26 protein-coding genes and 2 pseudogenes are annotated in these 24133 nt (G+C 70.5%); 13 read left to right on the top strand and 15 right to left on the bottom strand.

Features of this window, described 5'->3' with window-relative positions; genetic code table 11:
• Nucleotides 1–260: 260 nt before the first annotated feature.
• The gene (locus AB0I69_RS02950; RefSeq protein ID WP_363093721.1) at nt 261–1040 is read left to right on the top strand and encodes a phytanoyl-CoA dioxygenase family protein; all 780 of its coding nucleotides are present in this window, start codon (nt 261–263) and stop codon (nt 1038–1040) included.
• Nucleotides 1041–1047: 7 nt separating this feature from the next.
• Here AB0I69_RS02950 and AB0I69_RS02945 read toward each other — a convergent pair whose 3' ends face one another.
• The gene (locus AB0I69_RS02945; RefSeq protein ID WP_363093720.1) at nt 1048–2019 is read right to left on the bottom strand and encodes an aldo/keto reductase; all 972 of its coding nucleotides are present in this window, start codon (nt 2017–2019) and stop codon (nt 1048–1050) included.
• A 258-nt stretch (nt 2020–2277) separates the two neighbouring features.
• On the opposite strand from AB0I69_RS02945, the gene AB0I69_RS02940 reads away from it, so the two are divergent.
• From AB0I69_RS02940 to AB0I69_RS02925, 4 genes and pseudogenes are all read left to right on the top strand, one after another.
• Complete coding sequence (locus tag AB0I69_RS02940; protein ID WP_363093719.1) at nt 2278–3108, top strand: endo alpha-1,4 polygalactosaminidase; 831 nt, start codon at nt 2278–2280, stop codon at nt 3106–3108.
• 22 nt (nt 3109–3130) lie between these two features.
• Nucleotides 3131–3379 (top strand): annotated as a pseudogene (locus AB0I69_RS02935) (ABC transporter substrate-binding protein); the annotation flags it as partial.
• Nucleotides 3380–3387: 8 nt separating this feature from the next.
• Nucleotides 3388–4193: pseudogene (locus AB0I69_RS02930) on the top strand (alpha-glucosidase/alpha-galactosidase); the annotation flags it as partial.
• A gap of 129 nt (nt 4194–4322) precedes the next feature.
• Nucleotides 4323–5177, top strand: a complete 855-nt coding sequence (locus AB0I69_RS02925) for a hypothetical protein (protein ID WP_363093718.1) — start codon at nt 4323–4325, stop codon at nt 5175–5177.
• Here AB0I69_RS02925 and AB0I69_RS02920 read toward each other — a convergent pair.
• Nucleotides 5174–5698 carry a flavoprotein gene (locus AB0I69_RS02920; protein ID WP_363093717.1) on the bottom strand — a complete coding sequence of 175 codons (525 nt, stop codon included), beginning with the start codon at nt 5696–5698 and terminating at the stop codon, nt 5174–5176. The two genes, AB0I69_RS02925 and AB0I69_RS02920, sit on opposite strands and share 4 nt — an antisense overlap.
• 9 nt (nt 5699–5707) lie before the next feature.
• Nucleotides 5708–6169: a nuclear transport factor 2 family protein gene (locus AB0I69_RS02915; protein WP_363093716.1), complete on the bottom strand. Its 462-nt coding sequence runs from the start codon at nt 6167–6169 to the stop codon at nt 5708–5710.
• 112 nt (nt 6170–6281) lie between these two features.
• On the opposite strand from AB0I69_RS02915, the gene AB0I69_RS02910 reads away from it, so the two are divergent.
• Complete coding sequence (locus AB0I69_RS02910) at nt 6282–6833, top strand: TetR/AcrR family transcriptional regulator (protein ID WP_363093715.1); 552 nt, start codon at nt 6282–6284, stop codon at nt 6831–6833.
• Between the two features lie 2 nt (nt 6834–6835).
• Here the strand turns inward: AB0I69_RS02910 and AB0I69_RS02905 are convergent, their stop codons facing one another.
• Nucleotides 6836–7510, bottom strand: coding sequence for an NAD(P)H-dependent oxidoreductase (locus AB0I69_RS02905; protein WP_363093714.1), 675 nt, complete (start codon nt 7508–7510; stop codon nt 6836–6838).
• A 68-nt stretch (nt 7511–7578) separates the two neighbouring features.
• On the opposite strand from AB0I69_RS02905, the gene AB0I69_RS02900 reads away from it, so the two are divergent.
• Complete coding sequence (locus tag AB0I69_RS02900; RefSeq protein ID WP_363093713.1) at nt 7579–8457, top strand: sigma-70 family RNA polymerase sigma factor; 879 nt, start codon at nt 7579–7581, stop codon at nt 8455–8457.
• Between the two features lie 148 nt (nt 8458–8605).
• Here AB0I69_RS02900 and AB0I69_RS02895 read toward each other — a convergent pair whose 3' ends face one another.
• From AB0I69_RS02895 to AB0I69_RS02885, 3 genes are all read right to left on the bottom strand, one after another.
• Nucleotides 8606–8812 (bottom strand): ferredoxin, encoded by a 207-nt coding sequence (locus AB0I69_RS02895; protein WP_363093712.1) that lies wholly within the window; start codon nt 8810–8812, stop codon nt 8606–8608.
• Nucleotides 8813–8825: 13 nt separating this feature from the next.
• A complete protein-coding gene (locus AB0I69_RS02890) occupies nt 8826–10049 on the bottom strand; it encodes a cytochrome P450 (protein ID WP_363093711.1) in 1224 nt (407 codons plus the stop codon).
• A gap of 142 nt (nt 10050–10191) precedes the next feature.
• Complete coding sequence (locus AB0I69_RS02885) at nt 10192–10653, bottom strand: nuclear transport factor 2 family protein (protein ID WP_363093710.1); 462 nt, start codon at nt 10651–10653, stop codon at nt 10192–10194.
• Nucleotides 10654–10849: 196 nt separating this feature from the next.
• Here AB0I69_RS02885 and AB0I69_RS02880 point away from each other — a divergent pair, with 196 nt between their 5' ends.
• Nucleotides 10850–11299: a nitroreductase family deazaflavin-dependent oxidoreductase gene (locus tag AB0I69_RS02880; protein WP_363093709.1), complete on the top strand. Its 450-nt coding sequence runs from the start codon at nt 10850–10852 to the stop codon at nt 11297–11299.
• Between the two features lie 295 nt (nt 11300–11594).
• Nucleotides 11595–11912, top strand: coding sequence for a DUF4235 domain-containing protein (locus AB0I69_RS02875; protein ID WP_363093708.1), 318 nt, complete (start codon nt 11595–11597; stop codon nt 11910–11912).
• Here AB0I69_RS02875 and AB0I69_RS02870 read toward each other — a convergent pair.
• Nucleotides 11903–12295 carry a VOC family protein gene (locus tag AB0I69_RS02870; protein ID WP_363093707.1) on the bottom strand — a complete coding sequence of 131 codons (393 nt, stop codon included), beginning with the start codon at nt 12293–12295 and terminating at the stop codon, nt 11903–11905. The two genes, AB0I69_RS02875 and AB0I69_RS02870, sit on opposite strands and share 10 nt — an antisense overlap.
• A 169-nt stretch (nt 12296–12464) precedes the next feature.
• Between AB0I69_RS02870 and AB0I69_RS02865 the strand changes: the two genes are divergently transcribed.
• On the top strand, nt 12465–13904 hold the full coding sequence (locus AB0I69_RS02865) for a VCBS repeat-containing protein (protein WP_363093705.1): 1440 nt from the start codon (nt 12465–12467) through the stop codon (nt 13902–13904).
• A gap of 9 nt (nt 13905–13913) precedes the next feature.
• On the opposite strand, the gene AB0I69_RS02860 is transcribed toward AB0I69_RS02865, so the two are convergent.
• Together AB0I69_RS02860 and AB0I69_RS02855 are read right to left on the bottom strand one after the other, a co-directional pair.
• Entirely contained in the window at nt 13914–14378 is a 465-nt protein-coding gene (locus AB0I69_RS02860; protein ID WP_363093704.1) for a pyridoxamine 5'-phosphate oxidase family protein, read from the bottom strand.
• Nucleotides 14379–14394: 16 nt separating this feature from the next.
• Nucleotides 14395–15117, bottom strand: coding sequence for a TetR/AcrR family transcriptional regulator (locus tag AB0I69_RS02855; RefSeq protein ID WP_363093702.1), 723 nt, complete (start codon nt 15115–15117; stop codon nt 14395–14397).
• A gap of 135 nt (nt 15118–15252) precedes the next feature.
• Between AB0I69_RS02855 and AB0I69_RS02850 the strand changes: the two genes are divergently transcribed.
• The 3 genes from AB0I69_RS02850 to AB0I69_RS02840 all read left to right on the top strand — a co-directional run bounded on the left by AB0I69_RS02850 (nt 15253) and on the right by AB0I69_RS02840 (nt 19585).
• On the top strand, nt 15253–16740 hold the full coding sequence (locus AB0I69_RS02850) for an APC family permease (protein ID WP_363093701.1): 1488 nt from the start codon (nt 15253–15255) through the stop codon (nt 16738–16740).
• Between the two features lie 22 nt (nt 16741–16762).
• Nucleotides 16763–18394, top strand: a complete 1632-nt coding sequence (locus AB0I69_RS02845; RefSeq protein WP_363093700.1) for an amidohydrolase — start codon at nt 16763–16765, stop codon at nt 18392–18394.
• Nucleotides 18395–18571: 177 nt separating this feature from the next.
• Nucleotides 18572–19585 (top strand): 7-epi-alpha-eudesmol synthase, encoded by a 1014-nt coding sequence (locus tag AB0I69_RS02840; protein WP_363093699.1) that lies wholly within the window; start codon nt 18572–18574, stop codon nt 19583–19585.
• Nucleotides 19586–19692: 107 nt separating this feature from the next.
• Here the strand turns inward: AB0I69_RS02840 and AB0I69_RS02835 are convergent, their stop codons facing one another.
• The 5 genes from AB0I69_RS02835 to AB0I69_RS02815 are packed head-to-tail and all read right to left on the bottom strand — an operon-like array spanning nt 19693 to nt 24025.
• Nucleotides 19693–20946 (bottom strand): cytochrome P450, encoded by a 1254-nt coding sequence (locus AB0I69_RS02835; RefSeq protein ID WP_363093698.1) that lies wholly within the window; start codon nt 20944–20946, stop codon nt 19693–19695.
• Nucleotides 20943–21551, bottom strand: a complete 609-nt coding sequence (locus AB0I69_RS02830; RefSeq protein WP_363093697.1) for an ATP/GTP-binding protein — start codon at nt 21549–21551, stop codon at nt 20943–20945. Before AB0I69_RS02830 ends, AB0I69_RS02835 begins: the two co-directional genes overlap by 4 nt.
• Nucleotides 21532–21903: a DUF742 domain-containing protein gene (locus AB0I69_RS02825; protein WP_363093696.1), complete on the bottom strand. Its 372-nt coding sequence runs from the start codon at nt 21901–21903 to the stop codon at nt 21532–21534. The genes AB0I69_RS02830 and AB0I69_RS02825 overlap by 20 nt, the downstream gene beginning before the upstream one ends.
• A complete protein-coding gene (locus tag AB0I69_RS02820; RefSeq protein WP_363093695.1) occupies nt 21900–22310 on the bottom strand; it encodes a roadblock/LC7 domain-containing protein in 411 nt (136 codons plus the stop codon). Before AB0I69_RS02820 ends, AB0I69_RS02825 begins: the two co-directional genes overlap by 4 nt.
• Entirely contained in the window at nt 22307–24025 is a 1719-nt protein-coding gene (locus AB0I69_RS02815; protein ID WP_363093694.1) for an ATP-binding protein, read from the bottom strand. The genes AB0I69_RS02820 and AB0I69_RS02815 overlap by 4 nt, the downstream gene beginning before the upstream one ends.
• Between the last annotated feature and the right edge of the window lie 108 nt (nt 24026–24133).

The following is a 24133-nucleotide window of genomic DNA, read 5'->3' as shown; positions in this document are numbered from 1 at the left end:
ACCGTATCGACACGGGAAATCCCGAAACCATTGGCCGGAGAGCGCCCGGACCACCCCGCACGTCGGGCGAGGGCACTGCCCTTCTCCCGGTCTTCCCAGGTCATGTTCCGGCTGCCCGGGCCATTTTCGGACGAGACGGCGGGGCCGAGGGAGTTGACGACTTCCGTGACATCACCGATGAGAGCGTTCACGCCCAACCAATAGGCGGATGCCCGGTCTCCTGAGAGTGTGGTGGTGACATCACACCGAGGAGGTCTCGTATGACGGCCACGGACATCGGCGCGTTCGAGGAGGACGGGTTCACGGTCGCGCGCGGATTGTTCAGGTACGACGAAATCGACCGGCTCTGTGCGGAGTTCACGGCGCTGCACGCGGCCGGTCCGGTGCCCGGGCACTTCGCGCCGCACGCCTCCGACGATCCTCTGCTGACCCACCCCAGGGTGATGCACCCGCACGAGATCAGTGACCTCGCCCTGCGTTTCCTCCTCGACCCGCGGCTGCGCGGCGTCCTGGAGCGCCTGTTCGGCGAGGAGGTGCTCGCCGCGCAGAGCATGTTCTACTTCAAGCCGCCGGGAGCGCGGGGGCAGGCGCTGCACCAGGACAACTTCTATCTGCGGGCCGAGCCGGGCACGTGCGTGGCCGCGTGGATCGCCTGCGACGAGATCGACCGGGACAACGGCGGCCTGGAGGTCGTGCCCGGCACCCATCGGATGGACGTGTTCTGCCCGGAGGAGGCGGATCCCGGGGTGTCCTTCGCGCGCGAGTACGTTCCTCCGCCGCCCGGGCTCGCGGCCGTACCGGTCGACATGGCGCCCGGGGACGTCCTGTTCTTCAACGGCAGCCTGGTGCACGGCTCGCAGCCCAATCGCAGCGCGGACCGCTTCCGGCGTTCGTTCATCGGGCACTACGTGGGCCGCTCGGCCGACCGGATCGGGAGTTTCTACCGCACGATCTCCATGAGCGGCGAACGGGTGCCGCTGGCGGAGAGCGCCGGGGCGGGGCCGTGCGGCACGGAGTTCGCACCGCACGGCCCGCACTGACGGTCCGTCAGGAATGGCCGCTGATCGCGTGCGGAGTGTAGGACTGCTCCAGCTCGTCCAACTCCTTCTCGCTCAGCTCCAGTTCGACGGCGGCCACCGCGTCCTCGATGTGCGGCGGCTTGGCCGCGCCGACGATCGGTGCGGCCACCGTGCTCTGGTGCAGCAGCCAGGAGAGGGCGACTTGGGCACGCGGTACGCCTCGGTCGCCCGCGATACGGGTGACGGCTTCGACGATGCTGCGGTCGCCCTCCTGGTACAGGCGGTTGCCGAAGTTGTCGGTGCTGCTGCGCTCGGTGGTGGTGCCCCAGTCCCGGGTGAGGCGGCCCCGCGCCAGCGGGCTCCAGGGCAGCACACCCACGCCCTGGTCCCCGCAGAGCGGCAGCATCTCGCGCTCCTCCTCGCGGTAGAGGAGGTTGTAGTGGTTCTGCATGGACACGAACTTGGTCCAGCCGTGCCGCTCGGCGATGTGCTGGTGCTTGGCGAACTGCCACGCGTACATCGAACTCGCCCCGATGTAGCGGACCTTGCCCGCCTTCACCAGGTCGTGCAGCGCCTCCATCGTCTCCTCGACGGGGGTGTGCGGATCGGCGCGGTGGATCTGGTAGAGGTCGACGTAGTCGGTGCCGAGGCGGGCGAGGCTGAGATCGATCTCGGACATGATCGCCTTGCGGGACAGTCCGGCGCCGTTGGGTCCGGGGTGTGTCCGGCCGTGCACCTTCGTGGCGAGGACGATCTCGTCGCGGCGGGCGAAGTCGCGCAGCGCCCTGCCGGTGATCTCCTCGCTGGTGCCGTCGGAGTAGACGTTGGCCGTGTCGAAGAAGTTGATCCCGGCCTCCAGCGCCTGCCGGAACAGCGGGCGTGACGCCTCCTCGTCGAGGGTCCACTCGTGGGTGCCGCGGTCCGGGAGGCCGTAGGTCATGCAGCCCAGACAGATCCGCGAGACGTCCAGGCCGGTCGAACCGAGCTTCACGTACTGCATCGTTGCTGCTCCTGCCTTCGAGTTCGGTACCGGTCTGGAGCGTACGACTTCGTGAGTGCTCGAAGTCGCGCATGTGCACGCGCACTTGACGGCCGGTGCGGCCAGGCGCTTTGATCCTGGACGTGCCCGCGCGTGCCGCGCGGTACGCAGAGGTGCGCCCAGCCGGTAGCGGACAGGTTCCAAGCCCGGCCACAGTCGCCAGGACCGCGTCGCCATCCGGTCCGAGGCGGGGTCGTACCCGCGATTGATGGAGCGGACATGCCCGCCAAGGGTGTCTCCCGCGTCGGAGGTCTCGGGACGGCCGCGGTCCTGGTCACCGCCGCCGCGACCGCAGCGGTACTGACCTCGTGCGGGACCTCGACCAGTTCGGCGCCCGGCAGGGTGCAACTCCCGCCGCTCCACGCCGACTTCGACTACCAGATCGGCGGCGCCTATCCCCCGCCCGCCGGCGTCCGGATCGTCAGCCGCGACCGTACGGCGTCGCCCGCGCCGGGCCTCTACAACATCTGTTACGTCAACGCCTTCCAGGCCCAGCCGGACGAGCGCGCCTCCTGGCCCGCCGACCTGCTGCTGCGGGACGCGCACGGCAAGGTGGTGGTGGACGAGGACTGGGGGGAGGCGCTGCTCGACATCGGTACGGCGGCGAAGCGGGAACGGGTGGCGGCACGGGTCGACCGGTGGATCGACGACTGTGCAGCCAAGGGCTTCGACGCGATCGAGCCGGACAACTACGACAGCTACACCCGCTCCCAGCACCTCCTGACGGCGAACGACGCGACCGCCTTCATCACCCTGCTCTCCCGGCACGCGCACGCCCGCCAGCTCGCCATCGCCCAGAAGAACACCGTGGAGTTGGCCGGGCTGAGGAAGCAAACCGGGCTCGACTTCGCGGTCGCGGAGGAGTGCGCGGAGTACGACGAGTGCGGGGAGTACGCCACGGCCTTCGACGACCGGGTCATCGTCATCGAGTACTCCGACTCCGGTCTGCGCAAGGCCCGTTCGGGTTTCGCCGGGAGGCTCAGCATCGTGCGCCGGGATCTGGACGTGTCGACGCCCGGCAGCGCCGGCTACGTCCGCAAGGTGCGGTGAGGAGGCCATGGTGAGGAACGGGATGTCACGCCGCGGGCTGCTGCTCGGGACGGCCGCGATCGGTGCCGCGAGTGGTTGTGCGGGCGGTGCCTCGGACGGCGTCGGTGCGGACGGCCGGGTGAGCGTGGAGCTGTGGCACGGGCAGACCGACACGGGCCGCAAGGCGGTGGAGGCGCTGGTCGCCGAGTTCAACCGGACCCACCCCACGATCCGCGTGGACCCGGGCGGCGGTGGGGTGTTGGCCGACGCGATGCTCCAGAAGGTGACCGCAGGGCGACGGGCCTGTGCCACTCGGTGTACTGGACGATGCACGACCTGTCCCAGCTCGTCGGCGTCCCCTTCGAGGAGGTCTCGTACCTGGCCGCCGGGGTCAACCACCAGGCCTGGGTGCCGCGTTTCGAGCGGGCGGGGCAGAGCCTGTACCCGCTCCTCGACGAGACGATCGCGAAGGACCCCGAACTGCTGCGCCGGGTCCGCGTGGACATGTACCGCAGGCTCGGCCACTACCCCACCGAGACCAGCGAGCACTCCGCCGAGTACGTGCCCTGGTATCTCCACCACAACAGCGAGATCGAGCGGCTACGGCTCCCGGTCGGCGCGTACCTGGAGATCATCGAGGGGAACACGGCAAGCTACGAACGCACCCGCGAGGCCCTCGCGGCGGGCACCCCGCTCCCGGTCGAGGGCACCCTGGAATACGCCCCGCAGATCATCCACAGCATCGTGTCCGACACCCCCCGCGCGGTCTACGGCAACGTCCCCAACCCGGCCTCATCGACAACCTCCCGGCCGACTCGGTCGTCGAAGTCCCGTGCCTGGTCGACGCGTTGGGCGTCCAGCCGACCCGGATCGGCGCCCTGCCTCCGCAGTGCGCGGCTCTCAACAGCGCCTACGTCTCCGTCACCGACCTGGTGGTGCGTGCGGCCACGGACGGCGACCCCCGCCGCATCAGGCACGCGGCGATGGCCGACCCGGCGACGGCGGCGGCACTGCCGGTCGAGCGGATCTGGGACCTGTGCGACGACCTCGTACGGGCGCACGGAGAACTGCTGCAACCGGAACTGCGGGCACTGCTGGGGCACTGACGGGCGTCCGGCGTTGGTGTGACCGCCCCCGGCCGCCCGGCGTGGGAACGGACGGGTGGCAACGGGGGTCCCACATCCTCGGTGCGGACGACCGGCGCCCGGCCGGTCATGCCCGTACGGAGGAACGCGGTGCCGAGACGTTCGACCAGCCTGAGGATTCTGATCGGGGCGGTGCTGCTGCCGCTCGCCCTGGTGTCGCCCGCGTGGGGCGGCACGGACCCGGCGCCGTCCCCGCCCGAGCCGCCGTCGACCCTGTGCGCGCCCGCGGGCACCCTGCACGGCGCACGCGGCCAGCATGCCGTCGTCAGCCTGTGTGCGGGCAGCGGTACTCCGACCATGGCGGTCTCGGCTCCCGCGGCCTGCGGACAGCTCAGGTCGACCGTCCGGTACGCGTGCCGCACCTCGGGTACCTGGACCGCCGAGCGCGACGGTGAGACTGTCGCGTCCGGCAAGCTCCCGGGGTCGGGCGAGTACCCGGGGCCGGGCACGTACGACTTCACGGCCACCGTCCGCGTCCAGTCGACGCCCGAGGGCGTGGACCTGACGGGCACCGTGCACACCGAGCTGACCCTGACCGCGCCCGGGCCGAAGGTCACGCACGGCATCGAGGTGGACCGGAGCACGCTGCGGCCCGACTCCGTGACCACGTTGACGTACACGGTCCGCCGGCACAGCGACGAGGGCGACGGCAGCGCACGGTTCGGGCTCATCGCGGAGGAGGGCACGGGGGCGGAGCTGACCACGTCCGACGCCCGCTGTGTCAATCCGCTGGTCGGCAGCCACCCGTCGAAGGACCGGCTCCCGCACGCCCTGGACTGCGCGCTCACCGATCTCCAGCCGGGGCATCCGGCCACCGTGGTGGTCCGTGTCGCGCTCAAGTCCCGTTGTTCCACGGTGGTTTCGAAGCTGGGCTACTGGATGCCACAGGGGCAGGCGCTCCACACCGGGGGCATGCTGGCCGGGCCGACCGTGACCTGCGCCTAGAGCAGGTCGAGGGCCCGCTCCCAGCCGAACTCCGGCCGTCCACCGCCCTCTTGGACCTCGCCGGAGTACGGCTCCCCGAACCGGACGCCCATCCCGCGCAGCCGTATCAGGCTCGCCCGGTAGGCGGGGTGGGCGGCCAACGCCTCGCCCACACAAGGGAGTACGACGGTCGGGACACCGAGGCCGTACGCCTCGCACAGGGTGCCGAGCGCGAGGGTGTCCGCCGTACCGGCCGCCCATTTGTTGATCGTGTTGAAGGTGGCGGGCGCGACGACCACGGCGTCCGGGGGCGGGAAGGGGCGCGGATCACCGGGGGTGCGCCACGCCGACCGTATCGGGCGCCCGGTCTGCGCCTCGACGGCGCCCGTGTCGAAGAAACCGCCCATCGCGACCGGGGTCGCGATCACCCCGACCGCCCAGTCCCGCTCCTGCGCGGCGGTGATCAGCTTGCTGACGTCCGCGGCGATACCGGCGGCACAGACGACGACGTAGAGGAAGGCTTTCGAGTCCTGTTCGGTCACCCGGGGAGCCTACTGAAGCGGGAACGACCGCCCGCGCTCCGCTTCCGGCCGCGCCCCGAACACGCGCCGCTCCTTCTCCTCGATACGCAGGTCGTTGATGCTCGCCTCGCGCCGGGTCATCAGCCCGTGCTCGTCGAACTCCCACAACTCGTTGCCGTACGACCGCCACCACTGCCCGTCGGCGTCCCGGCACTCGTACTGGAAGCGGACCGCGATGCGGTTGCCGTCGAAGGCCCACAGGTCCTTGCGCAGGGCGTACTCGTGCTCGCGTGCCCACTTGGCGGTGAGGAACGCGGCGATCTCCGCGCGGCCGGTGACGAAGGTGTCGCGGTTGCGCCAGACCGAGTCCTCCGAGTAGGCGAGCGCCACCCGGTGCGGGTCGCGGGTGTTCCAGGCGTCCTCCGCGGCCTGGACCTTCTGCGCGGCGGTCTCGCGGGTGAAGGGCGGCAGGGGCGGGCGGGCGTCAGCCATGGGGTGCCTCCTGGACGTAACGGTGGAGAACGCGCGTTCTCCGGGGTGACTGCTAACGTAGAGAACGCTCGTTCTCACGTCAAGGAGCAGCAGAGGAGTGGGGAGTCGTTCCATGGACAGCGCAGTCGCCCGGGAGCAGGCGCTGGACGCCGCCGAGGAGCTGTTCTACGGCCGGGGCGTCCAGGCCGTCGGCATGGACGCGGTCCGTACCGCCTCCGGGGTCTCCCTCAAGCGGCTCTACCAACTCTTCCCCGCGAAGGACCAGTTGGTGGAGGCGTATCTCGAACGGCGTGACCTGCGCTGGCGCGGACGCCTCGCCGAGCACGTCGAGCGGCACGATGATCCGGAGGGGCGGATTCTGGCCGTCTTCGACTGGCTGGAGGGCTGGTTCGGCGAGGCCGACTTCCGTGGGTGCGCGTGGATCAACTCGTACGGCGAGCTGGGCGTGACCTCGGAGCGGGTGGCGGCCCAAGTGCGGGCGCACAAGCGGGCGTTCCGCGAGTATCTCGCCGGTCTCGTGGACGACGCAGGGCTGCCCGCCGCGCTCGCCGGGCAGCTGTTCCTGCTTGCCGAGGGGGCCATGGTCACGGCCGGGATCACCGGGAGCGCGGAGCCGGCGGCGGAGGCACGCGGGGCGGCCCGGTCGCTGCTGCGGGCCCGCTGAGGTCAGGCGGCGGCGAGTGCCGTGAGCGTGGCGCGGGCCCGGGCGAGGGAGGCTGCCTCCAGGCCCTCCAGGCCGGCCAAGTGCGGCAGCACGTCGACGCGGGTGAGCTCGGCGACGACGAGGTGGAGGTGCTCCGGCGGCACCCCGAGATTGCCGAAGTAGCCCTTCAGGTAGGGCGTTTGGAAGTCGAGGTGTGCGCGCGGGGTGCCGGCGCCGTATCCGCCGCCGCGTGCCATGACGACGACCACGCGGGTGTCGCGCAGGAGGCTCTCGCCCGTGTCCGGATCGGTGAGTGCGCCGGGGAAGGTGACGCGGTCGATCCACGCCTTCAGGGTCGCGGGCACCGAGAGGTTGTACATCGGGACGCCCAGCAACACCGTGTCCGCGCCCAGGAGTTCGGTGACCAGCGGCAGGGTCAGGTCCCACTCGTACTGCTCGGCGTCGCTCTCGATCAGGGCGGGCACCTTGGCCGGTGGCGCGAATCCCTCGCGTTCCACGCGGCGGCCCAGGGTGGTGTACGCCGGGGTGATCGGCGGGACCGGATCGGCGGACAGGTCACGGTGGCGGTGGTCGGCCGTGCCGTGCCGGGTGCGCCACGTCCGCGCGAAGGTCTCGGTGAGTCGCCTGGTCACGGAGTCGGCGGTCACGTCGGCGCTGGAGTCGATGTGCAGCAGCATGGTGTGGTCACCTCGGTCGGTTCGTGTGCGTCGGACAGGTGACGGAGCACGACGAGGAAAGGTGACCCATGCACGGGCACGACGAGCTGGCGGAGCGGTTCGAGGAGCGGCGCGGGCAGCTGCGGGCGGTCGCCCACCGGATGCTGGGCTCGACGGTCGAGGCGGACGACGCGGTACAGGAGGCCTGGCTACGGCTGAGCCGCTCGGGCGGCGACGACATCGGCAACCTGGCGGCCTGGCTGACGACGGTCGTCTCCCGCATCTGCCTGGACATGCTGCGCACGCGCGCGTCCCGGCGGGAGGATCCGTACGGCGACGAGTTGCCGGAGGCGAGCACCGGTGACCTGCCCGAGGACGAGGCCGTACTCGCCGACTCCGTAGGCCTCGCCCTGCTGGTGGTGCTGGACACGCTGGGCCCGGCGGAGCGGGTCGCGTTCGTGCTGCACGACCTCTTCTCGGTCCCGTTCGACCGCATCGCCACGATCTTGGACCGTTCCCGGCCCGCCGCGAAGAAGCTCGCCAGCCGGGCCCGTCACAGGGTTCGGGGTACGCCGACGGTGCCGCGCGCCGAGCTGGACCGGCACCGCGAGGTCGTCGAGGCGTTCCTGACCGCCGCGCGGGGCGGTGACCTCGACGCGCTGCTCGACGTACTGGCCCCCGACGTGGTCCGTCGCGCCGACCCCACCGCACTGCCGCCCGGCGTACCGACCGAGCTGCGCGGCGCCCGGGCGGTGGCGGAGGGGACGGCGCTGCTGCGACACCGGACGCGGTTCGCGGCCCTGGCCCTCGTCGACGGGGATGCCGGCATCGTGGTCGCCCCCGGCGGACGGCTGCTGCTCGCGCTCCGGGTGACCGTCGAGGGTGAGCGGGTCGCCGCATACGAGGTGATCGCCGGGCGGGAGCGACTGCGGGGGCTCGGGGTGGCCGTGCTGGGGACAGGGGGTTGACGGTCCTGGGCGGAGGGGGCGGCTCAGCCCCGCAGGTCGATCTGCCTCGCACCGAGAGGACAGAGAGTCCAGAGGCACTCGGTCGGCCTACGGGCTGAGCCGCACACCTCCTACGAACGAGCCGAAGGGCCCGCCAGGCGCAGGCCGCTCACCCCTCCGTGTCGGTGACGCTGATCGCGCTCACCGGGCAGGCGCGGGCCGCCTCGCGGAGCATCGGGTCGTCGCCGGCGTCCTCCTTGCCCGGCAGCACCGTGCTGTAGCCGTCGTCGTCCTGGGTGAAGACGCCCGGGGCGGCCAGGGCGCACTGGCCCGCCCCGATACAGACGTCCTTGTCGATGTGGATTTCCGTGTGCATGGAGCGCAGCCTCTTACCAGGTCACGGGGAGTTCCAGCATCCCCTGGATCGTGTCGCCGGGTTTGAAGGGGATCTCCTCCGCCGGAGCCGCCAGGCGCAGCGTGGGCAACCGGTCGAAGAGGCTGTGCAGGGCGATCTCCAGTTCGGCGCGGGCCAGGTTCTGGCCGAGGCACTGGTGGATGCCGAAGCCGAACGAGACGTGATGGCGGGTGGGCCGGTGCCAGTCCAGGGCGTCCGGAGCGCTGTAGACGTCCACGTCGCGATTGATGACCGCGGGCGAGAAGAGCACCCCCTCACCGGCCCGGATCGTCGTACCGTCCACCTCGATGTCCTCGACGGCGAGCCGCATCAGCCCGTCCGCGATGGAGAGCAACCGCATCAGCTCCTCGACCGCGTCCGGCAACAGCCCCGGATCGTCCCGGAGTTCGGCCAGCCGCTCGGGGTGACGCAGCAGCGTGAAGGTGCCCAGGGAGATCATGTTGGCGGTCGTCTCATGGCCCGCGACGAGGAGGATGATCGCGAGGGAGATCAACTCCGTGCGGTCCAGCGCCCCTTCGCTCAGCTGCTCCCGGACGAGGTCGTCCAGCAGCCCGTCGCCCGGATCCTTCTGCTTGCTGTCGATCAACCCGCCGAGATACGCCTCCAGTTGATCGCGCGCGTCCTGGCTGTCCTCCGGCTTCGGGCCGCGCAGCAGGCGTCGGGACTGGGCCTCGAAGAACTCGTGGTCGGCGTACGGGACACCGAGCAGCGCGCAGATCACCATCGAGGGCACGGGCAGCGCGAACGCGGACACCAGGTCGGCGGTCGGGCCCTGGGCGATCATCGCGTCGAGCAGTTCGTCGACGATCCGCTGGATGTCGGGCCTCATCGCCGTGGCGCGCTTGACGGTGAAGGCGGGGATCATCATCCGCCGCTGGGTGCGGTGCTTGGGGTCGTTCTCACCGAGCAGCGCGACCCTCCGCCTCCGGACCGCCGCGAAACGTTCGTTGGTCACCGGGAAATCGGGCTCGGTACGGTCGCTGGACAACCGCTGGTCGGCCAGCAGCGCACGGGCGGCGGCGTGTCCGGTGACGAGCCACGCCGTACGTCCGTCGTAGAGCGTGACGCGGGCCAGCGGGCGGTCGGCGCGCAGGGGGTCGTAGCCGGTGGGCGGCTGGTAGGGGCAGGTGCGGTCCTGGGGGAAGGCGACGGGTTCGGTTCGGTCCTTCGGTTCTGTCAGATCCGTCAGATCCGTCATGGAAGACCTCGCAGACGAAGAGTGCGTCTTGCCGATCTTCATTAGATGCCCAAGGCACCTATGGGGCCACCCGAAGTTCGGCCAGATCGGTGGTGCCTACAATCTGGCTGAACCTGGTGGTCCGGTTCGCCCGGTCCCACGTTCACCGCGCGCCTGATCCGATCGCGAAGGCACGGGCCACGGCGAGGCTGTCCTCGTACACGTGATGACGGACGATCAGTCCGTCCCGGACGGTGAGGTGGAGGGCGAACCTGGCGCGATACGGCCGTCCGGTGGGCCTCGCGGTCAGCCGGATCTCGCCGAACACCACCGCGTACTCACCGTCGACCAGGATGCGCTCGATCTCCGTGCCCGCCTGTCCCGGCACATGATGGGCGGCGAGGTCCCGGAAGTGGTCGGCGGCGTCGGCACGGGAGGACCGGTGCCGGATCCACGGCGTGGCCGCACGGCCGTGCTCGTCCTCGGGCCAGTTCAGTCTCCAGTCGGCGCACTCGGCGTACAGCTCCGCGATGCGCTCCGGCTCCGCGATGCGCTCCGGCTCGGCGTGGCCGATCCGGTGCAGCAGGTCCTCTACGACGGTGCGTGTGCTCGGGGTCTCGGGCATGCGGGCGCCCTCTCTCGGCCGGTGGTCGTGCGGGGTGCCGACTGTGCCGGAGTGGGCATTGCGGCGCGATTACCTCCGAGGTCATCACCCGGTGGAGCGGGCGTGGCCGAAGAGAGCCGTGGTGTGGATGAATCACGCACCGGCTGGTGTTGACTCGATGCGAGACAGCCGTAGAACGCGAGATGGGACGGATGCCATGCCTCTTCAGGGCGAGTACGAACCCAGCCCGACGCAGTGGGTGCGTGAGCAGGTGGAGCTGTACGAGAGCTCCGGCGGCACCAAGGGGACCACGTTGAGGGACTCGGGGCTGCCCGTCATCCTGCTGACGACCGTGGGCGCCAAGAGCGGGAAGATCCGCAAGACCCCGCTGATGCGTGTGGAGCACGACGGAAGCTACGCCGTGGTCGCCTCGCAGGGCGGCGCGCCCACGCATCCGGTCTGGTACTTCAACGTCCAGGCCGACCCGCACGTCGAGCTGCAGGACGGACCGCAGAAGTGGGACCTGACGGCCCGCGAGGTCACCGGCGACGAGAAGGCCGAGTGGTGGGAGCGGGCGGTCGCCGCGTATCCCCCGTACGCCGAGTACCAGACGAAGACGGACCGGCAGATCCCCGTGTTCGTCCTCGAACCGGCCGACGGAAGCTGATCCCCGCGACCGATCCAGCGCCCGGAGAGATTTTCTCGTTCCGGGGCGCATGAACCGGTACGACGTCGGGCATCCGACGTTCAAGCCCCGCCGCGCTCCCCCGTCGCGGCGGGGCTTTCCCCTGCGGACACCTCTTCGACCGGCGCTCAGCTCCGGGTCGACGGCCTCGCCGTTCATCTACGCCGACTCGCCCCGAAGGTGCTGCTCACACCCTCTACCGAAGCCCCGGTTTCGGTGACACCGTCGGGGTGCCGACCGTCCCGACCGGCCCGCTCGTCCGTAGAAGGAGACCCACGTGGCCAAGATCAAGAAGAAGAAACTCCCCCTCGTCTACCAGCCCGTCGGCCTCGTCCTGGGCCTGGTGAGCGGTGCCCTCGCCGGGCGTGCCTTCCGCGCCACGTGGCAGGCGATACGGCACGAGGACACCGCCCCCGACCCGCTGGACCGGGACCGCGGCTGGGCCGAGATCCTGCTCGCCGCCGCGCTTCAGGGCGCCCTCTTCGCGGTGGCGCGCAGCGCGGCGGACCGTACCGGTGCGAAGGCCATCGAGCGCTCGACCGGGGTCTGGCCCGCGAAGGACAAAGGCGGCCGGAGTGAGCTTCCTCAGCCCTGATCGCCGGCCGTGGGCGGCACCGGGCGGAGGGTGAAGGAGTGGCCGGCCGGGTCCGCGTACACCCGCTCCTCGTACGGGCCCGGCATGTCCTTGGTCTCCAGCGGGCGTCCGCCGAGCCCTACGATCCTGCGCTCCGCCTCGTCCAGGTCCTCCACCAGGAAGTCGAGGTGGACCTGTTGGCTGTTCTCGGCGCGGGGCCAGCTCGGCGGGGTGGCGCTGAGGTCCCGGCGGAACGCGAGCCGGGTCCCGTCGGCGCCCCTGATCTCCACCTGGTCGAGGGTGATGTCCGTCTGCTCGCCGTCCAGCAACTCCGTGTAGAACACGGCGAGTTTCTCCGGCTCGACCGCGTCGAGCACCACGAAGCTCGCGTTCACCAGTGCCATGTGTTCCTCCGAGGATCGGGGCGCGCAAGGGTCGAGTCCGGTTGCCACGCACCCAACGGGTATCCCGGTTCGGCCAGTTGATGCCGACGGCCGGTGTCGATCAACGAACGTGCAACATCCGCACGGCTCCCCTGGTTCGGGTGTGACGCGGGATGCAAGAGTGAGACGGGTGAAGCCCCGTAACGCCGTAGTGACCCTCGCCGTCTGCACCGCGCTCGCTCCGCTCAGCGCATGCGGCAGCAGCACCACCGCCCATGAGTCGTCGCCCTCGTCGGGAGAGCCGACGACGACCGCCGCGAGCCGAACTCCCGCTCCGGGAAAGGGTTCCAAGGACCCCGACGACATCAACGGCGACGGTCACCGCGACCTCGTCGTGCCGATCGTCGTCGGCGGCGGCGAGGGCGCCACCGACGAACGGGTCGGTGTGGTCTACGGATCGGCCAAGGGCCTCGACCTGTCGACACGCACGGTCTACGGCCGCGCGGACCTGGGCCTGCCGGCACCCATCAGGCAACTCCTGGCGCCCAAGGACTCGTTGTCCGCCGCCGACCTCACCACCGCCGATCTGGACGGCGACGGCTTCCCGGACTTCGTCACGACGGTCCACGGCACGATGGCGTCGGACAACAACGTCATCGGCGCGCGCACCATCCCGTACATAGCGTGGGGCGGCCCCGGCGGACCGGCCGCCAAGACCTCCGCCACGCCGGTCCAACTGCCCCAGAGCGCAACGAAGTTGGGAATCCAGTCCGTGGTGCGCGGCGACTTCGACGGCGACGGGCACCACGACCTCGCCGGGTTCGCGTACAACCGCTCGTCCATGGTGGTGATGTACGGCCCGTTCTCGCGCTCGGGCGCGCCCGCCCGCACCGACACGAGCCTCCCCTGGTCGGACGGCGACCTCACCGCCGACGCCATCGCCCCGTCCGGCACACCCCGCGCGACCTCGCTCCTGATGCACGCGGTGAGCGACGGCGAGCAGTCCGGCAACACGCTCTACACCGCCCACCGGGGTTCCCAACTCTCAGCTACCGGTCGGCAGTTGAGGAGCGGGAACGCCCACGCGTTCGGCGACTTCGACGGCGACGGGCAGCGCGACGTGGCCGTGGGCGACGACGGCAGCCGTAACGACGAGCCCGGTTACGATACCGAGCCGGCCGACGTCGACGGTTCGCTCGCCGTGTATCCCGGCGCCGGCGGCGCATCGGTGACGTACCGCCTGCCCGAGGCGCCGAAGTCCGCTCGCTCCGACTACGGGCCCGGTGGTTACATGTCCGCCGACCCGGACGGCGACGGCCGTGACGGCATCCTCGTCGCCACGTACGAGGGCGCGACGCTCATCGACGGCACCCGGCGGACCACCGTCCTCCGTGACGGGCCCGCCGCGGAGGACGGCAAGAAGATCCCGGCGAAGTGGCGGCACGCCCGGCCCGCGGGGGCCGCCGACTTCGATGGTGACGGCAAGGACGAACTCGTCCTGAACTGGGGCGCGGACGCGGAATTCGGCGTCTACGGCGAGCGCGCCACGCGCTGGTGGATCACCGACGGCACGACAAGCGCGAACAAGGCGACCTTCACGACGACGAACTTCGCCCCGCACTCCCCATAGGGCACGGGCTCAGTCGGCCACCAGCCACTCGCCGTCACGCATCAGGTCACGCCCCTTCAGCTCGTTGGCCTCCCGCCAGGCCTGCACGCGCTGCGGGCGGATCCTGAAGTAGAGGTAGGGCGTGGCCAGTTGGCGCGGGTCGAAGCCGGTCTTCGAGGCGAAGATCTCGGCGTCCTCCTCGGGCAGGTCGGCGGGTGTCAGCATCACCACCGTGCCCTCGATCATCACGACGTCACGGGTCGGCCCGATGCCGAGCCGGGCGACGCCGGTCGCCGCGAGATTGCGGCCCGTGGGACTCGCGGCCGGGGTGGCGAACAGCAGGGTCGTGCCGTCCCACACGAACGACAGCGGCACGAGATAGGGCGCTCCCCCGTCCTCACCGGCTGTGGCGACCCAGGCGTCCTCATCGTGCTCCAGCCGACGGAGCGTGTCCTGCAAGCGCTGCTTCGCGGTACGTGCGGGCTCTTGAGTCATGGCCCCAGTCTGCCGCTCAGCCCTCCTCCTCCGCCGCCCGAATCTCGGCGAGCCGGGCCGCCGCCGCGCTCAGCAGCAGATCCAGGGCGGCCGAGTAGGAACTGTGCCGCATCGTGGCGACAAGGTGTCGGGCCGTGGCCGCGATGTGCGGGTACGTGTCGGCGGGCAGCCGGGCGTACGTGGCCTGCCATACGGCCGCCTCCGCCTCGCGGGCCGGCTTCGGCAACGCCGTGTTCGCTGAGTCGAGGGCACCGAAGGCGAGGGCCTGGTCGACGTAGGCGTGGTAGATCCGCACCGCCTCGGCGTCGGGGAACCCGGCCCCGCGCAGCACCCCGAGGATCGCCTCCACGGCCTGGATCTCGTAGACCCGCCCGGTCACCCGGTACGCACTGAGCACCGCCGCCCTCGGATGCGCGAGCGCGCCCGCGTGCATGCGCAGGCCCAGGTCCCGCAGGTCGGCCCGCCAGTCGCCGCTGGGCCGCCAGGTGCGCAGCGTCCGGCCGATCAGTTCATCCGCGACGGCCAGCATCAGGTCGTCGGTGTGCCGGAAGTAGCGGTACAGGGAGCTGGGGTCGGCGCCGAGGGCGCGACCGAGCCGGCGCACGGACAAGGCGTCGGTGCCGTGCTCCTCGATCAGCCTCAGGGCGGTCTCGACGATCAGTTCCTCGGACAGGACGACACCCTGCTTGGTGGGGCGCCTGCGCTGCCGGGCGGCGGCCGGGACGACACGCTCGCTCATACGGCACCTCCTCGCTGCTCGTGTGCCGCGTGCCCGCACCTTACGACAACACCGTTGACCTGTTAAGTGTGCGGGCAGTTTCATGTGCGTTCACCGGGGCCGTTCGGGCCCCCCGGTGCGAGCGGAGAGCACGCCATGATCGACACGCCACCCCCGTCGGGGCCCGCACTGCGCAAGTCCCTCGGTCTGCTGGACGGCGTCGCCATCGCCGCGTCCAGCACGGCCGCGACCACCAGCATCGGCATCGGTCTCGGCGTGACCGCCGGGGTGGTCGGGCTGCATCTGCCGGCCATCATGCTGCTCGCGTTCCTGCCGATCCTGGGCATCGCGGGCGCCTACTCCCGGCTGAACAAGGTCGAGCCGAACGCGGGCAACGGCTATGTGTGGGTGGGCCGTTCACTCACTCCGTGGCTCGGCTTCCTGGTCGGCTGGGTGAACATCGTCGCGACGATCGCGTTCCTCGCGTACACCACGGCGGTCACCGGCTCGGCCATGATCCAGCTCGCCGGCGAGGCCGGAGTCCACCGGGCGGGCGGCCTCACCCTCGACCCGGGCTCGACGGCACAGACAACAGCCATAGGCATCGTGGTCCTGATCGCCGTCACCCTGACCGCCGTGACCGGCGTCCGCACCGCCGCCCGACTCCAGTCCGGACTACTGATCTTCGAGTACGTCGTCCTGCTCGGCTTCTGCGGATACGGCATCGTCACCGGCCCGCACGCCTTCAGCCTGAGCTGGTTCGACCCGTTCGCGATCCCCTCGGCGTCGGCGCTCGCGCAGGGACTGTTGCTCTCGGTGTTCTGCTACTGGGGATTCGAGGCCGCGTTCACCGTGAACGAGGAGGTGCGCGACCCACGCGACGCGTCCCGGGCCGGGTTGATCACCCTGGTGACGATGCTGGGCCTGTTCCTGCTCGGCTCGATCGCCTTCCAACGGGTGCTCTCCGAGGGCGAGTTGGCGGGCCATGGCGCCCAGGGCCTGGCGTACTTCGGCGACCGCCTCGCCTCCCAACCACTGGCCGCACTCCCCCTGGTCGCCCTGATGTTCTCGGCGGTCGCCTCGCTCCAGGCGGGAGTCATCCCCACCGCCCGCGGCATGTTCGCGATGAGCCGCGACCGCACCCTCGGCCCCGTCTGGTCCAAGATCAGCTCTCGCTACGGCACTCCGGCCCTCGGCACCCTGCTGATCGGCGCGCTGGCAACGGCGGTCGCGGCACTGGCGCTGGTGATCCCCCGCCTCGCCGACATGATCATGGCCACGGTGAACGCAGTGGGGATCGTCGTAGCGCTCTCCTACGCGCTCACCGCTCTGGCCGCCGCCGTACGCTTCCGGGCTCTCCTCCGCGAGGACTGGCGGCAGGGTGTCCGCGCGGTGGTGCTGCCCACACTGAGCGCCATCTCCCTGCTGGGACTGGGCGGTTACCTCGGCTGGTCCTTCTACACCTCTACCGACCACCTCGAAGTCAGCGCGGACAACGGCTGGTTCCTCCTGCTCACCCCGCTGGCGATGATCGCGTCCGGCTTCCTGGCCGCCGCGTGGGCGAAGTGGGTCCGCAGGTCGCCGTACTTCCACTCGGGCCAAGGCACCGACGCCGACGCCCCGCAGTTGCTCGCCACCTCCTGACAACCCCGCAAGGATACGAACCATGCACGCAGACCTCCTCTTCACCAACGGCCCTGCCCTCACCCCCGAGGGCCGCACCGCGACCGCCGTGGCCGTCACCGGCGACCGGATCACCGCCGTAGGACATGCCGAGGTGCACGACCTCGCCGGGCCGCGCACCCAAGTCGTCGATCTGGCTGGGCGGTTGCTGCTGCCCGGATTCCAGGACGCGCATGTGCATCCGGTACCGGCGGGGCTGGAGCTGACCCAGTGCGATCTGACGCGGGCCAAGACCGCCGAGGACACGATCGCCGCTGTACGGGCCTATGCGGACGCGCATCCCGAGCGGGAGTGGATCACCGGGGGCGGGTGGTCGATGGAGGCGTTCGAAGGGGGCACGCCGACAAAGGAGTTGCTGGACTCGGTCGTGCCGGACCGGCCGGTGTATCTGCCCAACCGGGACCATCACGGCGCCTGGGTGAACAGCCGTGCCCTGGAGCTGGCGGGCATCACGCGGGACACGCCCGATCCGGTGGACGGGCGGATCGAGCGGGACGCGTCGCGCGAGCCGACCGGGACGCTCCAGGAGGGGGCGATGCTGCTGGTCGGCACGCTCACGCCGCCCACCACCCCGGCCGACCGACTGGCCGCGCTGCTGCAGGCCCAGCGGCATCTGCACGCGCTCGGGATCACGGCCTGGCAGGACGCGATCGTCGGGAGGTACGCGGGGATGGCCGATCCGTCGGACGCCTATCTGACAGCCGCCCGGGACGGCTCGCTCACCGCACGCGTGGTCGGCGCGCTGTGGTGGGACCGGGAGCGCGGGGCCGAGCAGATCCCCGAACTCGTCGAGCGGCGGGCCGCGTTGAGCCACGGCCGGTTCCGGGCGGGCAGCGTGAAGATGATGCTGGACGGGGTCGCCGAGACCGGCACGGCCGCCCTGCTCGACCCCTACCTCGACAAGTGCGGCTGCGCGACGGCCAATCGGGGCACCAGCTTCATCGACCCGGAGCAACTGCCCAAGTACGTGACCGAGTTGGACGCACTCGGCTTCCAGTGCCACTTCCACGCGCTCGGCGACCGGGCCGTAAGGGATGCGCTGGACGCGGTCGAGGCGGCGCGGGCCGCCAACGGGCCGACCGACACCCGCCCGCACCTCGCACACCTTCAGGTGGTGCATCCCGACGACGTGGCGCGGTTTGTGCAACTCGGCGCGGTGGCGAACATCCAGCCGTTGTGGGCCGCGCACGAACCGCAGATGGACGAGCTGACGATTCCGTTCCTCGGGCCCGAACGGGCCTTGTGGCAGTACCCGTTCGGGGCGCTGCTGCGCTCCGGGGCCACCCTCGCGGCGGGCAGCGACTGGCCGGTGAGCAGTCCCGATCCGCTGCAGGGCATCCACGTCGCGGTCAACCGGGTCGAACCCGGGGGCGCGGGACCGGTGTTCCTGCCGGGCGAGCGGCTCGGACTCACGGAAGCACTCACGGCGTACACCGCGGGTTCGGCGTACGCGAACCATCTGGACGAAACCGGTCGCATCACGGCGGGGGCGTTGGCGGATCTGGTGGTCCTGGACCGCGATCCGTTCGCCGCGCCGCCGGAGGAGATCGGGGAGACGCAGGTAGCGCTTACTTATGTGGGAGGGACGGGAGTGTACGCAGCTCAGGAGGCGTGAGCAGTAACGGGGATCACGATCGGGGCACGGTGTAGATCATCTAGGCTCTGGGCAGCCTCGTAACCGCTTGTGGGACCAACTTTCGTACCACGAAGCGCAGTTCGAGGGCGCGGGCGGTCGAACGGACCGCCCGCTCGCAGTGGGGGGACCAGTGTTCCGTCTCCCGAAAGGAAGCGCATGCCTCAGGACGTCACCTTCGACCTCCCCTTCGACACCCCCGTCAGCGACCATCTGGAGTACGCACGGGCCCGCCATCTGCGCTGGGTCTGGGACATGGGCCTGGTGCGCAGCCAGGCCGGGTTCGAGGAGTACCGGTCGTGGGATCTCCCGCAGGCCGCGGCCCGTACCTATCCGCACGCGTCGGCCGCGGACATGGTCGTCCTGATGAACTGGTTCTCGCTGGCATTCCTCTTCGACGACCAGTTCGACGCGAGCCAGCCGGACCGCGCCGACCGAATACTTGAAGTGGCGCGGGAGTTGATCGTCACGCCCCTGCGTCCGACGGGCAGCAGGCCCCGGGTGGTCTGCCCGATCACCGTGGCCTGGGCCCAGGTGTGGGACCACCTTTCGGATGGCATGTCCCTGACCTGGCGGACCCGGTTCGCCGCGTCCTGGGGGCGGTTCCTGGTGGCGCACTGCGAGGAGGTCGACCTGGCGGCCCGGGGCATCGCGGGCACGCTGGACCTCGACGAGTACACGGAGTTCCGGCGCCGCACGGTCGGCATCCACCACAGCATCGACGCCGGCGAACGCAGCCGGGGCTTCGAGGTCCCGGCTCAGGTGCAGGCCCACCCGCTGATGGAACGCATGCGTGACCTGGCCGCGGACACCATCGGTTTCATGAACGACATCCATTCCTTCGAGCGCGAACGGCGCCGAGGGGACGGCCACAACCTGATAGCGGTGCTCCACCGGGATCGGGGCCTGTCATGGGAGGCGGCGGCCGAAGAGGCCTACCGAATGACGAACGCCTGCCTGACCGAGTACCTCGACCTGGAGGCCCAAGTCCCCCAGATGTGCAATGAGTTGGCCCTGAACGACAACGAACGACTCCGGGTGCAACAGGGCGTTGAAGCCATCCAGCACTGGATCAACGGCAACTACGAGTGGGCGCTGGTGTCGGGTAGGTACACGGCGGCAAAGGAAGGCCCGGCGGTGAAGGGTTCGGTGGACGACCTGTTGGCAGTGTGAGACGGGGGCGAGCTGCCCGGCCAAGGGCCGGGCAGCTCGCCTGCTTTTAGGGGCGCGGGGAACTGCGCGACCAGCCCCAACGCGCCCGCAGTCGAAGAACTACCGACTCATACCGCGAACTCGACCGGCAGCCTGTCCAATCGCGACTCCCACGTAGACGCCGTAGAAGTCAGCTCCTCAACCGCCACACCCAGCCGCAACCCCGGCAGCCGATGCAGCAACACATCCACCCCGACCTCAAGAATCGCCTGCCCGATACTCTGCCCCGGACACTCGTGCGGCCCCGAACTGAACGCCAGATGCGACTGGTTGCCCTGCACGGACACCCCCGCGTCAGGCCGAACCTCCGGGTCGACATTGCCCGCGGTGAGCCCCAGCACGAGCAGGTCCCCCTCCTCGATCCGATGCCCCCCGAGTTCGAGATCCGCCGTAGCGAACCGCCCCGGCAGAACGGCAAGCGGCGGGGTGTCCCACATGACTTCCTCAACGACAGCCGAGACAGTCAACTGCCCACTGACCAGCCCCGAAAGCCGAGACGCGTCCGTGAGGATCCGCTGCAACACCCGCGCCAACAAGTTGCTGGTGGTCGTGTGCGCGGCGATCAGCACCAGCCGCAGATGCATGACGACCTCTTCCGCATCCAGTGCCGCCGGGTGCTGGATGAGCGCGGTGGTGAAGTCGGAACCCGGCTCCGCCCGTTTGCGCTCGGCGAGTTCACCGAGGATCGCGATGATGCGGTCGTTGTGCATCAGGGCGTCCTCACCGCCCTTGAGGACCTGCGCACTGGATTCCACGAGCCGGTTCCCGTCCGCCGCGGGAAGCCCCAGGATGCGGGTCAGCACGAGCATCGGCAGATACTCGGCATAGTCCGCCACCAGATCGGCCCGACCGGCGCCCGCGAACGCGTCAATCTGCTTGTTGGCGAAGTAAGTTGCGTGCCGCCGGACACCACGCCCGGACGCGGCGAGCAGCCCGTCGGTCACCGCGCCGCGCAGCCGACGGTGCGGTTCCCCGTCCTGCGAGACGCAGTCCGGGCGCCAGCCGACCATCGGCATGATCGGTGAGGTGTCCGCGACCCGGCCCTCCCGCCAGTCCCGCCAGATCCGCGCGTCGCGGCTGAACTGGCGGGGGCTGTCCAGCACGCGGCGGTTGTCGCGGTAGCCGAGGACAAGCCAGGCGGGGACGTCGCCTTCGAGCAACACCGGTGCCACGGAGCCGTGTTGCTCGCGCAGCCGCTCGTAGATGCCGCGCGGGTCGGTCGCCGCGTCGGGCCCGTACAGTCGCGTGAGGTCGTCACCCGGCCCGTGGGCGACGGGGCAGCCCCTCGGAGCGTCGGGGTCGTTTAAGGTCTGGTCGTTCATCGGGGCTCCAGTGCGACGACGGCCGAGCGTTCCTTCAAGTGCCGTATCAGCGCGACCAGTACGTCACGGCTGGAGGAGCGGTCGCGGGCGTCGCAGGCCACGACGGGGATGTTCGGGGAGATGTCGAGGGCGTCCCGTATCTCGTCGACCGGGTGCTCCGGGGAGTCGGGGAAGACGTTGAGCGCGATGACGAACGGCACGTCCTGCCGTTCCATCTCCTCGATCGCCCGGAAACTGGAGGCGAGGCGGCGGGTGTCGACGAGGACCACCGCGCCGAGCGCGCCCTTGAACAGGCCGTTCCACAGGAACCAGAACCGCTCCTGGCCCGGGGTCCCGAACAGGTAGAGGACCAGCTCGTCGTTGAGGCCGATCTTGCCGAAGTCGAGGCTGACGGTGGTCTCCGTCTTGTCGGTCACCCCGATGAGGTGGTCGACGCCTGCGGTCGCCTCGGTGAGGGTCTCCTCGGTGGTGAGCGGCTTGATGTCGCTGACCGAGCGGACCATCGTGGTCTTCCCGGTGCCGAAACCGCCGGCGATCATCACCTTCACCGAACGGGTACCGTCACCGGCCGGAGAGCCGGGCCGGTCAAAGCCTTTCAAGTCCACTGAGTACCTCCTCAAGGAGCGCGAGGTCGGGCCCGCGACCGGCGTCGTGCGCCGGGATGGGGTCACGGGCTTCGACGCGGTCTGCCTCCAGCAGATCCGTCAGCAGCACCGCGAGAATGTTGAAGGGCAGTCCGAGGTGGGCGCCGAGTTCGGCCACCGACAGCGGTTCGCGGCAGCGTCGGAGGATCTCCTCGTGTTCGTGCTGCATGCCCGGCACGGGCGCGGCACGGGAGACGATGAGGGTCGCCACGTCGAGGCTCGACGCCGAACCGCCCGGTCCGCTGCGCCCTCCGGTGAGGACGTAGTAACGCTCCAGACCGGAGGGGTCAACTGGCCGGCGGGGAGCACTCATCCAGAGTGCTCCTCCAGGCGCGCGCTGGTGCCGAGGAGTTCACCCATCCTGCGGGCCAGGTCCCGCATCTGGTGTCCGAGGAGGCCCTGGTCGAGGCCCTCCCGGGCCAGCACGCCGAGATACGTCTCCACACCCGCGCGGACGACGAAGAGATGGCCGCCGTCGACCTCGATCATCGCCAGCCGCAACTGCCCCGCGTACTTGGGGAACTGCTCGGCGACCGGCTGGGCCAGTGCCTGCAGGCCGGCCACCACGGCCGCGAAGCGGTCCACGTCGTCGGGGTCCTCCGCGCCGAAGGAGGTGATCGCCTTGCCGTCGCTGGAGGCCACGAGGGCGAAGCGGATCTCCGGGATGCTCTCCACCAGATCGCGGAGCGCCCAGCTCACGTCGGTTCCCTTTTGCGTCATGTGGACTCGTCGCTCTCTTCAGTGCTGTGCTCGGTGAACTCGCGGCCTGCGGACGCCGGTTCCTCCCCCGGGGTCTCCCGTCCGGCGGTCGCGAAGGCGGCCAGGCCGGCGAAGGAGGCGTCGGGCGGTACGGCGGAGACGGCCATCTCCCCGGTCCGCCCGGCCGGTTGGGACCGCGCCGTCTCGCCACGCTTGCTACGGCGCCTGGGCAGCCCGCCGGGCGTGGTGTCCTCGGCTTCGACGGTCTCGGCCGGGGTCTCCGCGCCGGCGGTGCCGCGGCTCGCCGCCACGGTCGCGGCCGTCGCGGCGGCCTGGAACGAGGGAGTGCCGGTGACGGCCGCCGCGGGCAGCCGGGTGAAGTACTTGTGCGGGACCACGACGACGACCGAGGTGCCGAGCCAGGGCGAGTCCGCGAAGGTGACGCGGATGCCGTAGCGGCGGGCGAGGGTGCCGACGACACGGAGGCCGATGCTGGCGTCCTCCGAGACACCGCCGAGTCCGGGGCCCGCACCGGTGCCGGTGAGGGCGTGTTCGGCCTCGCGCTTGGACTCCTCGCTCAGGCCCTTGCCGGAGTCCTGGATCTCGATGCCGACGCCGTTGGGCACCTCCTTGCCGGAGACGATCACCGGCTCGGTGGGCGGCGAGTAGCGGGCCGCGTTGTCCAGGAGGTGGGCGAAGATCAGCGTGAGGTGGTCCACCAGACCGCCGTCGACGCCGAGTTCAGGCAGTTGGCGTACGTCGACGCGGTGGAAGTCCTTGATCCGGCCGATGCCGCCGCGCACCACGCTGAGCAGTCGCTGCGGTTCCTGCCACTGCCTGCCGGGCCGGTCCGAGCCGCCGAGCACACCGACGCTCGCGGCGAGACAGTCGGCGGGGCCGATCTCCTGGTCCAGCTCCATCAGACCGCTGGCGACGGCGGGCAACCGCCCGTGCTCGCCCTGGAGTTCGTGCAGTCGGCCGCGGAGCTTGCTGGTCAGCACGTGGATGCGGTTGCCGATGCTGATGACGGCCTGCTCGGCTGCGGTGGAGCGGTTGAACTCCGCCTCGACACCGATGAGCGAGATCCGCAGCACCTTGCGCAGTTCGGCCTGGAGCTCGGCACTGACCTTCGCGCACTGGTTGGCGACCGGCAGCAGGTCGTCGAGGGCGTCACCGGCGCGCAACTGCTGCAGTGCCTCCGGGAGTTGCTCGTCGGCGAGCCGCGCCACCGCGCTGATCTGGTGGGCGAGCTGCTCCTGCCACACCTCGGCCTGGTCGGCGAGCTGTGCCTCGTAGGACTCGGCCTGGTCGGTCAGCCGCTCCTCGTACGCCCGTGCCTGCTCGGCGAGTTGTGCCTCGTACGCGCCGGACCGGTCGGCGAGTTGTACCTCGTACGCACCGGAGTGCTCGGTCAGCTGCGCCTCCAGCGTGACGCGCTCGGCGTTGAACTTCCGCTCCAGGCCCGCCACATGCTGCTGCCACTGCTGGGAGTGCTCGGCCTGCGAGGTGCGGAAACCGCTTTCGGCGCGGCGCAGTTGTCCCTGGCTGCGCACCAGCAGTCGTACACACACGGCGCTGGCCGCCGTGGCCGCCGCTCCGGCGACGGTCGCGGTTATTCGCTCCGAGCTCATGAACGTGGCGGCAACGGTCCCACCTCCTAAGGCCAGCGGCATCAGCCACCAGCTGTACCAGGCGACAGGTGCCCGCGCCGCCGGTGGCGGAGTGGCGAGTTCCATCTGCATCCTTCGAAGCGACACGAACGAACATGGGGGGTGTGCGAGGACAGACCGCACTCAGGAGGACGCACCACGAGCCGACCGGTCACGATCACTTCAACTCGCTGC

Source organism: Streptomyces sp. NPDC050508, from assembly GCF_040655155.1.
Classification (GTDB): Bacteria; Actinomycetota; Actinomycetes; order Streptomycetales; family Streptomycetaceae; genus Streptomyces.
This window is presented reverse-complemented; position numbering and strand designations above follow the sequence as displayed.

Excerpts from the sequence above, each read along its gene's own strand:
- AB0I69_RS02835 (WP_363093698.1), bottom strand. The coding sequence starts at position 20,946 with ATGAACGACCAGACCTTAAACGACCCCGACGCTCCGAGGGGCTGCCCC.
- AB0I69_RS02910 (WP_363093715.1), top strand. The coding sequence starts at position 6,282 with ATGGACAGCGCAGTCGCCCGGGAGCAGGCGCTGGACGCCGCCGAGGAG.
- AB0I69_RS02850 (WP_363093701.1), top strand. The coding sequence starts at position 15,253 with ATGATCGACACGCCACCCCCGTCGGGGCCCGCACTGCGCAAGTCCCTC.
- AB0I69_RS02895 (WP_363093712.1), bottom strand. The coding sequence starts at position 8,812 with ATGCACACGGAAATCCACATCGACAAGGACGTCTGTATCGGGGCGGGC.
- AB0I69_RS02845 (WP_363093700.1), top strand. The coding sequence starts at position 16,763 with ATGCACGCAGACCTCCTCTTCACCAACGGCCCTGCCCTCACCCCCGAG.
- AB0I69_RS02815 (WP_363093694.1), bottom strand. The coding sequence starts at position 24,025 with ATGGAACTCGCCACTCCGCCACCGGCGGCGCGGGCACCTGTCGCCTGG.
- AB0I69_RS02870 (WP_363093707.1), bottom strand. The coding sequence starts at position 12,295 with ATGGCACTGGTGAACGCGAGCTTCGTGGTGCTCGACGCGGTCGAGCCG.
- AB0I69_RS02860 (WP_363093704.1), bottom strand. The coding sequence starts at position 14,378 with ATGACTCAAGAGCCCGCACGTACCGCGAAGCAGCGCTTGCAGGACACG.
- AB0I69_RS02840 (WP_363093699.1), top strand. The coding sequence starts at position 18,572 with ATGCCTCAGGACGTCACCTTCGACCTCCCCTTCGACACCCCCGTCAGC.
- AB0I69_RS02905 (WP_363093714.1), bottom strand. The coding sequence starts at position 7,510 with ATGCTGCTGCACATCGACTCCAGCGCCGACGTGACCGCCGACTCCGTG.
- AB0I69_RS02880 (WP_363093709.1), top strand. The coding sequence starts at position 10,850 with ATGCCTCTTCAGGGCGAGTACGAACCCAGCCCGACGCAGTGGGTGCGT.
- AB0I69_RS02820 (WP_363093695.1), bottom strand. The coding sequence starts at position 22,310 with ATGACGCAAAAGGGAACCGACGTGAGCTGGGCGCTCCGCGATCTGGTG.
- AB0I69_RS02855 (WP_363093702.1), bottom strand. The coding sequence starts at position 15,117 with ATGAGCGAGCGTGTCGTCCCGGCCGCCGCCCGGCAGCGCAGGCGCCCC.
- AB0I69_RS02940 (WP_363093719.1), top strand. The coding sequence starts at position 2,278 with ATGCCCGCCAAGGGTGTCTCCCGCGTCGGAGGTCTCGGGACGGCCGCG.
- AB0I69_RS02885 (WP_363093710.1), bottom strand. The coding sequence starts at position 10,653 with ATGCCCGAGACCCCGAGCACACGCACCGTCGTAGAGGACCTGCTGCAC.
- AB0I69_RS02915 (WP_363093716.1), bottom strand. The coding sequence starts at position 6,169 with ATGGCTGACGCCCGCCCGCCCCTGCCGCCCTTCACCCGCGAGACCGCC.
- AB0I69_RS02945 (WP_363093720.1), bottom strand. The coding sequence starts at position 2,019 with ATGCAGTACGTGAAGCTCGGTTCGACCGGCCTGGACGTCTCGCGGATC.
- AB0I69_RS02950 (WP_363093721.1), top strand. The coding sequence starts at position 261 with ATGACGGCCACGGACATCGGCGCGTTCGAGGAGGACGGGTTCACGGTC.
- AB0I69_RS02825 (WP_363093696.1), bottom strand. The coding sequence starts at position 21,903 with ATGAGTGCTCCCCGCCGGCCAGTTGACCCCTCCGGTCTGGAGCGTTAC.
- AB0I69_RS02900 (WP_363093713.1), top strand. The coding sequence starts at position 7,579 with ATGCACGGGCACGACGAGCTGGCGGAGCGGTTCGAGGAGCGGCGCGGG.
- AB0I69_RS02890 (WP_363093711.1), bottom strand. The coding sequence starts at position 10,049 with ATGACGGATCTGACGGATCTGACAGAACCGAAGGACCGAACCGAACCC.